This is a genomic window from uncultured Anaerotruncus sp. (assembly GCF_902490045.1).
Lineage (GTDB): Bacteria > Bacillota > Clostridia > Oscillospirales > Ruminococcaceae > Anaerotruncus.
On record NZ_CABUCJ010000120.1, the window covers coordinates 1 to 6,935 of the forward strand.

The window sequence follows — 6,935 nt, forward strand, 5'->3', positions numbered from 1 at the left end:
TTTCTTTGGCGTAAAGAAAGTATCCCGCCCTCCGGAGCGGGACCCGGCAGCTCCGCCGCCTGATGAGCGGCAAATCTAAAATTGCCGCCGGGCGCAGGGCGAAAAAGCCAGGAAGGGCTCCGCCGCTCCCCGAGCGGCAAAAAATCTACCGCCCGGTGGAACCGAACCCGCCTTCGCCGCGCGACGTCTCGCCGAGCTCAGCGCACTCCTCGATTTCGGGCGTGTGCACCGGCAGCAGCACAAGCTGCGCGATACGGTCGCCCGGTTCGACAACAAAGGGTTCGTCGGTGTGGTTGTAAAGCCCCACGATCACCTCGCCCCGGTAGTCGCTGTCGATCACGCCGACGCAGTTTGCGGGCACGATGCCGTGCTTGATGCCCAGCCCGCTGCGCGCAAAGACAAAGCCCGCATAGCCCGGCTCGATCGCCATGGCCAGCCCGGTCGGGATTTTGACCGTCCGGCGGGCGGGGATGGTCACCGGGGAATCGAGGTCGGCGCAGAGGTCATAGCCCGCGCTGCCCGGCGTGGCGTTCGCGGGAATCCGCGCCGACGGGCGCAGGCGTTTGAGTTTCAGCATGTGGCAGTCCTCCTATCGTACTGTCTTGTAGAGCAGCCCCCGCGTGAATTTCCCGTGGAATTCCCCGCCGGAGCGGTAGGTTTCAAACAGCTTCCCACATTCCTCCGGGCTCTCGGTGGAAAACCGCAGCTCGATAAAATCAAGTCCACGCAGCTCCGCGAGTCGGTCCCCCATGAAGAGCGGGACGGGATTGAGGATTTCGCTGCACCCGTAGGCGCAGCTCGCATAGAGGGTCTCCCCTCGCCGGTCGGTCAGGAAGTTTTCCCCCTTCTTACAACGCGCGCAGCCCACAAACGACTTCACCGGGCAGCAGCGCACCGTCATGAGGGGCAGCCGCCCGTAGGCGGTCAGTCCGAGCGGAATGGGGGAGGTTATTTTTTTTGCCATGTCGAGCGCCGCCTCGAAGGAGAGCAGCAGGTCGCAAAGCCCCCACCCGGCGAGCGTTTCGGCTGTGTGGGAGTTCATCGCGTTGAGGAACGGCTCCCCGTGCAGCGTGAAGCCCGCCTCCCCCGCTATCCGCACCGCGCCGGGATTCCCCACGGCCGCGTGGCGGATTCCTTTTTCCCGCAGCAGCGCGAGCTGCTCCCGCAGCGCCTCCTGCCCCGAAAAGAGGATGCGCGGCAGCCCGGCGCACAGCTTGTCCGCATAAGCGGGCGCGCCGGTTTCGCAGAGCTTCACAAGCGCGGGCACCGGCAGCGTGACGAGCTCCGCCCCTTCGAGCATTTCGGGCGTGAGCTGCCGCGCGCTGTAGGCGCGCACCCGCAGCGCCGGAGCGGGCGCGGGTGCGTGGCCGCGCGGCGCGCCCGCCCTTTCGCGGTCAAAAGGGACCGCGCGGGTTTCGCCGCGCAGTTCGTCGAGCTTCCCGAGCGCCTCGCGGCGCAGGGCGTTGACCGCAGAGGCGGGCAGCATCAGCCCCTCTTCGATCTCACAGGAGACGCGGCGGACGCGGTAGGGGGTCCCTCCCGTCTTGGAGAGGCTCGCCGCCGCGCGTTCCGGGTCGGTGGGGCGGTTGACCGCCGCCTGGGGGACCTCCCCCGAGGCTTCGGCGGCGTTGCCGTCTCCGTCGGTCACGGTGAGCCGGGATGGCTCCCCCGCCTTCATCGTGAAGCAAAAATCCGCCTCCACCTTCTGCACCTGCCTGCGCGGGTCGGTGTAGAGGGTTTCCAGGCTGCCGAGCACCCCCGCCGCCGCGGTGACGTCCTCCTTCTGGCGGATACCGAACATCTCCGCGCCGAGGCGCCCTTCAAAATAACCATCTGTAAATCCACTGCGTGAAAATACAGATTGTAATGTTTGCAGGTCGACCGACTCCCCCGCCAGCGCCCTGCGGCAGGCGGTGACCGCGGCCGCGACATATTCGGGGCGCTTCATCCGCCCCTCGATCTTGAGGGCGGACACGCCGAGCTCCCGAAGCTCCTCCGCCCGCCCGATGATGCTCATATCCTTCAAAGAGAGGGCATGCTCGCTGTTCCCCGCCTTGCAGGGCAGGCGGCAGGGTTGGGCGCAGAGCCCGCGGTTGCCGCTGCGCTGGCCGAGCACCGCGCTCATATAGCACTGGCCGGACACCGACATGCACAGCGCGCCGTGCACGAAGGTCTCCACCTCGAGGGAGGTCGCGCGGATGATCCTCCCGATCTCCTCCTTCGAGCACTCGCGGGCGAGCACGACGCGGGAAAAGCCCATCTCCTCGAGCATTTTGGCCCCCTCGGCGTTGTGCACGACCATCTGGGTGGAGCCGTGCAGCCGCAGGGATGGGGCGCACCTGCGCAGCAGCGCCGCCGCGCCCGCGTCCTGCACGATGACCGCGTCGACCCCGGCCGCGCAGGCGGCCTCGGCGTCGGACAGGAACTGCGGAATTTCATCCTCGCGCACGACGATGTTGAGCGTCAGGTAGACCCTGACGCCCCGGATGTGGCAGCGGCGGACGGTGTCCGCCAGATGCTCCAGGGTAAAATTTTCGGCGCCGCGGCGGGCGTTGAACGCCCCGGCGCCGAGATAGACCGCGTCCGCCCCGCAGAGGACGGCCGCTTCAAGGGCCGCCGGGCTTCCGGCGGGCGCGAGCACCTCCGGCAGGCGGCTCATTTCACGTCCAGCTTGGTCTGGCCCTTCATCTCCTGCCCGTCGAGCTGGCGGCGCAGGTGGGCGTTTTCCCGCTTGACCTCGTCGAGCTCGATGCGCGCCTTGGCGGCGTCCTCGAGATATTCCGAAATCTGGGTGCGCATGCGGTCGGCGTTCTCCTCGCTGCGCTTGTAGGCGTCGATATAGTTGATCGCGCAGAGCACCATCACGTCGTTGAAGGAGATGCTCGGGTTCTTCTCCAGAATCCCCTTGATCTGCTCGTCCAGCTCCTGCGCGAGACCGAGCACGTACTCCTCCGGTTCCGACGTGGAGATCGTATAGTGCACGCCGTTGATCGTAATCCTGACGCGGTTAATGGTATTCATGGTCCGATAACCTCCCATACTTGCTGTTATCTTTTTTATTATATCGCATTTCCCGCCGCGAATAAAGGGGCCGTGCAAATTTTCCGAGTTTGTTTGGTTTTTGCGCGCCTTTCTGGAGGTTTTTGCCGAATCCCGCGTTTTTGCGCCGCATCGCTTGCATGGCGCGGCATTTTAGGGTATAATGAAGTGTAATTATCCAGTTTTATACAAGGGTAAAGCGCCAGCGCGCCAATGCGCTGCCGCGCCGCCTCATTGCCGCATAAAAGGCCGGCCCGCACCTGCCGCACCGAGTATTTAGGAGGGTATCATGAACATCAGCAAGCACTACACCAAGGAGGTTCTCAAGGACCTCATCCTAGACACCTTCAAGAGCGATATGCTCATCGAGCCGGAGCACGCCTCCGACGAGGTCTACTACGAGGCGCTCTGCCGGGTCACCCGCGAAATCCTCAGTGAAAAATACAAGATCTTCAACGCCCACAACAACGCCCGCGCGGAGAAGAAGGTCTATTACCTCTGCATGGAGTTCCTGATGGGCCGCTCCCTCAAAAACAGCCTCTACAACCTCGGCATCCAGGACGCGATGACCGCCGCGCTCGGGGAGCTGGAGGTCGACATCGAGAAGATGTACGCGCTCGAGCCCGACGCGGGCCTCGGCAACGGCGGCCTGGGCAGGCTCGCCGCCTGCTACCTCGACGCGATGGCCACCGAAAACCTGCCCGCCATGGGCTACTCGATCCTCTACGAGTACGGCATCTTTAAACAGCGGATCATCGACGGCTGGCAGACCGAGACGCCCGACTACTGGCTGCCTGGCGGCAGCGTCTGGCTCAAAAAGAAGCCCGACCGCACCGTGCCCATCAAGTTCGGCGGACACGTCGAGGAGGGCTGGGAGGGCGGCCACCACTGGGTCAACCACGTCGATTACCAGACGGTCTACGCCGTCCCTCACGACATGTACGTCACCGGCTTCCAGAGCGAGGGCATCGCGGTGCTGCGCCTGTGGAAGGCGCAGAGCCCCGGCTTCGACATGGAGGCCTTCAACCGCGGCGACTACGTCAACTCGATGGGCGCCGCCTCCGCTTCCGAGGCGATCTCCAAGGTGCTCTACCCCAACGACAACCACGCCGAGGGCAAGATGTTGCGCCTCAAGCAGCAGTATTTCCTCACCGCCGCCTCGATCTCCGACATCGTGCGCCGGCACCTCTCCCTCTATGGCACGCTGGACAACTTCGGCGAAAAGAACGCCATCCAGATCAACGACACCCACCCCGCCCTCGCCATCCCCGAGCTGATGCGGGTGCTGCTCGACGACTGCGGCTACGAGTGGGAGCGCGCCTGGGATATCGTCGTGCGCACCTTCGCCTACACCAACCACACCGTCATGGCCGAGGCGCTCGAAAAGTGGAACGAGGACATCTTCCGCAACCTGCTGCCCCGCATCTACCAGATCGTCCAGGAGATCGACCGCCGCTTCTGCGCCGAATTGCGCGACGTCTACCACTATGACCAGTACGACATCGACCGCATGCGGGTGATCTACGACTTCCAGGTGCGCATGGCCAATCTCGCCGTCATCGCCTCCCACAGCGTCAACGGCGTCTCCAAGCTGCACTCCCAGATCCTTCGGGACAGCGTCTTCCGCGACTATTACCACCTTACCCCCTACAAGTTCAAGAACGTCACCAACGGCATCGCCTCCCGGCGCTGGCTCTACCAGTCCAACCCCGGGCTCACAAAGCTCCTCTGCGACACGATCGGCGACAGCTGGCTCTCCGACATGTCCCACCTGAAACGGTTCGACAAGTTTTCCACCGACAGGGCGGTGCTCGAACGGCTCGCCGCCGTCAAGCGGGAGAACAAGGAGCGGCTCTCCAAATACGTGCTCGAGACCTCCGGCGTCGCGCTCGACCCCGACTCGGTCTTCGACGTGCAGGTCAAGCGCCTGCACGAGTACAAGCGGCAGCACCTGAACGCGCTGCACATCCTCAGCGAGTACCTCTGGCTCAAGGACCACCCGAACGCCCCCTTCCTGCCCAAGACCTACATCTTCGGCGCCAAGGCGGCCCCCGGCTACTTCCTCGCCAAGCAGATCATCAAGTTCATCTGCACCCTGCGCGACGTGATCGAGGCGGACCCCGCGGTGCGCGGCAAGCTGCGCATCGTCTTCCTCGAAAACTACAGCGTCACCATCTCCGAGCTGCTCATGCCCGCCTCGGAAATCTCCGAGCAGATCTCCCTGGCCGGCACCGAGGCGAGCGGCACCGGCAACATGAAGCTCATGCTCAACGGCGCCGTCACCCTCGGCACCCTCGACGGCGCGAACGTCGAGATCGGCGAACGGGTCGGCAAGGACAACATCCTCATCTTCGGCATGACCGCCGAGCGCGCCGCCGACCTCAAGGCCGCCGGCTACAACCCCGCCGAGTACTATAACCGCGACCAGCGCCTGCGCCGGGCGATCGACCTGCTCGCCTCCGGGCTGGCGGGCCAGCAGTTCCCCACCATCGCCAACTCCCTGCGCTACGACGACCCCTACATGGTGCTCGCCGACTTCGACGCCTACTGCGCCATCCAGCAGGAGGCCTCCCGCCTCTACCAGGACGACGCCAAATGGCAGGAGATGTCGCTCCACAACATCGCCGCGTCCGGCTATTTCTGCGCCGACCGCGCGATCGGGGAGTACGCCCACGACATCTGGTCGCTCTGAGCGCGCCCCGGCTTTCCCTGTCATCCAGTCAGGCTGTCAAAAGTTTTTTGGCAGCCTGATTCAATCTGTATCGGAGTTGATCTCGTGAGTACCTTCCTCTTCGACAGCCGCGACGACCGCTGCAAAACCCCCTTCGGGGCGGTCCCCACGGACGACGTCGTCACCTTCCGCGTCTTCCTGCCGATCTCCTACCAGCTGCGCGAGCCCGCCCTGCTGGTCTACAAGGCGGACCGCTGGGATTCCCCCGAGCGCATCCCCATGCACTACGAGGCGAGCGACGGGGTGAGCTGTTCCTACACCTGCATCTTCTATTCCCCCGACCCGCAGCTCTACTTCTATCTCTTCGAGGTCGCGGGGGTCAACGGGAAGATGCGCATCGCCCGCGACCAGGACGGCTTTGGCGTGCTGCAGCCGCAGGGCGGCGAGATGTGGCAGCTCACCGTCTACGACAAGGCGATGCGCGCGCCCGAATTCATGAAAAACGGCATCCTCTACCAGATCTTTCCCGACCGCTTCTGCGCGTCGGGCGAGCCCAAGAGCGGCGTCCCCTCCGACCGGCGGCTCCACCGCGACTGGTACGAGCTGCCCGAATACCTCCCCGACCGCAACGGGGAGGTCACCAACTCCGACTACTTCGGCGGCGACCTCCGGGGCATCACCCAGAAGCTGACCTACCTCAAAAGCCTGGGGGTCGGCACGATCTACCTGAACCCCATCTTCGAGGCGCACTCCAACCACCGCTACAACACCGCGGATTTCCTGAAGATCGACCCGCTGCTCGGCAGCGAGGAGGACCTGCGGGAGCTGTGCGCCCGCGCGAGGGCGCTCGGCATCCGCGTCATCCTCGACGGCGTCTTCAACCACACCGGCGCGGACAGCGTCTACTTCAACAAAAAGCGCCGCTACGGGAACGGCGGGGCCTACAACGACCCCCAGAGCCCCTACCGCAGCTGGTACGAGTTCACCAACTACCCCAACGGCTATCAGAGCTGGTGGGGGTTCCAGGAGCTGCCAAACCTGAACGAGCGCGACCCCTCCTACGGCGAATTCGTCTGCGGCGAAAACGGGGTGCTGCGCAAATGGCTCGCGGACGGTGTCTCGGGCTGGCGGCTCGACGTGGCGGATGAGCTCCCCGACGAGTTCCTCGACCGGATCGCCGCCTGCGTCAAGGACGCCGACCCCGGCGCCGCCGTCATCGGCGAGG

At 64.7% G+C, this 6,935-nt stretch carries 4 protein-coding genes and 1 pseudogene; 2 read left to right on the forward strand and 3 right to left on the reverse strand.

What is annotated here, in order from left to right; translation table 11 throughout:
• Positions 1–145: 145 nt before the first annotated feature.
• The 3 genes from dut to RDM88_RS10795 are packed head-to-tail and all read right to left on the reverse strand — an operon-like array spanning position 146 to position 3,021.
• On the reverse strand, positions 146–577 hold the full coding sequence (gene dut / locus RDM88_RS10785; RefSeq protein ID WP_121587607.1) for a dUTP diphosphatase: 432 nt from the start codon (positions 575–577) through the stop codon (positions 146–148).
• A gap of 12 nt (positions 578–589) precedes the next feature.
• Positions 590–2,659 carry a U32 family peptidase gene (locus tag RDM88_RS10790; RefSeq protein WP_308754847.1) on the reverse strand — a complete coding sequence of 690 codons (2,070 nt, stop codon included), beginning with the start codon at positions 2,657–2,659 and terminating at the stop codon, positions 590–592.
• Complete coding sequence (locus tag RDM88_RS10795; RefSeq protein ID WP_158595720.1) at positions 2,656–3,021, reverse strand: cell division protein ZapA; 366 nt, start codon at positions 3,019–3,021, stop codon at positions 2,656–2,658. The genes RDM88_RS10790 and RDM88_RS10795 overlap by 4 nt, the downstream gene beginning before the upstream one ends.
• A gap of 307 nt (positions 3,022–3,328) precedes the next feature.
• Between RDM88_RS10795 and RDM88_RS10800 the strand changes: the two genes are divergently transcribed.
• The gene (locus RDM88_RS10800) at positions 3,329–5,731 is read left to right on the forward strand and encodes a glycogen/starch/alpha-glucan phosphorylase (RefSeq protein WP_308754848.1); all 2,403 of its coding nucleotides are present in this window, start codon (positions 3,329–3,331) and stop codon (positions 5,729–5,731) included.
• Positions 5,732–6,205: 474 nt separating this feature from the next.
• Positions 6,206–6,808, forward strand: a pseudogene (locus RDM88_RS12900) (alpha-amylase family glycosyl hydrolase); the annotation flags it as partial.
• Between the last annotated feature and the right edge of the window lie 127 nt (positions 6,809–6,935).